The following is a 1,614-nucleotide window of genomic DNA, read 5'->3' as shown; positions in this document are numbered from 1 at the left end:
TTTTCATACGTAAATAAATTATAGTTTATAGTCCCTAAATAGGACTTTTAGTTATTAAATCATTATTTCAGGCGAAACAAGAGAGAGCACTTATCGTAATAAATGCATGGTTATTGGATATATTAAAAGGGAACAGCCAAGAAGATTAAAATTTCATACACGTGCTCACAGGTCACAATCTTTGGTGCTAAGCTGTTGAAGTCAGTTTCATAATCGGCTTATGTGTTACCTTTGAGATAACTGGAGCCAGTAAACATCGACCTTTATTGTAATTTGAGCTATCCGGCTTTATTATCGACCAAATCCACCTGATATCCCAGTTTTTCCAACTCTTTCTTCAGGTAGGACTTACGTTTGGCTTCCATTCTTTGATTGATATAGTCAGCTCCAAGTTCCCGGTAATCCTTCTCTGTGCTTAGTATATGGTAGACAGACTTCAGGATCGAATGTCCTATGGCTACCAAGGCTCTTTTCTTGCCCCGTCTTGCTGCCAGCCGGTGATACCTCGCACTGTAGAATGTATTCTTAGTCCTTGTCGCCGCCCAGGCAGCTTCTACGATTGCCGCTTTGGCTGATTTGTTCCCGTGGGTGGTTCGTCCGCTTTTTTTTTGCCTGCGCTCTCATTGTTGCCGGGAGATATACCCACCCAGGAGCACAGGTGCTTTTCGCTGGGAAAGACACTCATATCCAGTCCAATTTCGGCAATAAGATCCTGTGCCGTTTTAAGGTTGAAGCCCGGTATGCCTTTGAGTAACTCGATGATATTATCATAAGGGGAAAGCATCTGCCTGACTTTGTCGTCAATATCGGATATGATAACCTCTGAGGCGGCAATGTCACGCTTTATTAAACCTAACATGTAAACATGATGCTCTGTGATTAATCCGTTGCAAGCCTGCAGTAACTCCGCTTTGCTGGCTTTGAGGTTACCGTGATATACCCTGTCAATATCATCAGGGCTTATCTCTTTTCCCTCGATCAGCTTATCGAGCAACTTGGTTGCAACAATACCGTCAGTGCCACTCATCACACTCGACAATTTTATGTTGCAATCTTCCAGAATCCGGTTTATGCGATTCTTGTTGGCCGCTATGCCTTGTATCAGTTTAACCCTGTATCTGGTCAGGTCACGCAACTCCCGCTGTTCGCGCGGTGGAATATAACTCGGCTTGAGCAATCCGGCTAACAATAGTTTACATATCCAGGCACTATCCTTCTTGTCTGTCTTATGTCCCGGTACATACTTGATATGACGGGCATTGACAACCCACACCTTTATCCCTGTGGGTTCCAGTATATGATATACAGGCTTCCAGTAAACTCCGGTACTCTCCATAGCAACATGGGTAATACCCAGTTCCAATAACCATTCTCTCAATTCTGTCAAAGAACTCGTGAAAGTAGAGAACTCTCGTGTGGTTTTCTTTATGCCTTCGCCATCCACGGTGGCTACTACTACTTTCTTGTGTACGTCTATGCCGCATCCCCTGGATACGACCTGGGTAAATGTAATCTGTTCCATAGTCTTAATCTTTAGTTGGTTATAACCAAAGCTAAGGGCCTTTGCTAACTTTTACATTATCTTTGGCGTCTTTTTTACGTCATGGGGGTTTC

Annotated in this window: 2 protein-coding genes; both read right to left on the bottom strand. The window is 43.5% G+C overall.

The window, feature by feature from the left end; translation table 11 throughout:
• Positions 1-278: 278 nt before the first annotated feature.
• On the bottom strand, positions 279-464 hold the full coding sequence (locus IR083_RS24425; RefSeq protein WP_199343223.1) for a hypothetical protein: 186 nt from the start codon (positions 462-464) through the stop codon (positions 279-281).
• An 89-nt stretch (positions 465-553) separates the two neighbouring features.
• Positions 554-1,522, bottom strand: coding sequence for an IS110 family transposase (locus IR083_RS11065; protein ID WP_199343222.1), 969 nt, complete (start codon positions 1,520-1,522; stop codon positions 554-556).
• Between the last annotated feature and the right edge of the window lie 92 nt (positions 1,523-1,614).

Source organism: Dysgonomonas sp. GY75 (assembly GCF_015234155.1).
In the GTDB taxonomy this organism is placed as follows: domain Bacteria; phylum Bacteroidota; class Bacteroidia; order Bacteroidales; family Dysgonomonadaceae; genus Dysgonomonas; species Dysgonomonas gadei.
The sequence above is the reverse complement of the archived record's forward strand: the minus strand, read 5'-3'. Positions and strand labels throughout refer to the sequence as shown.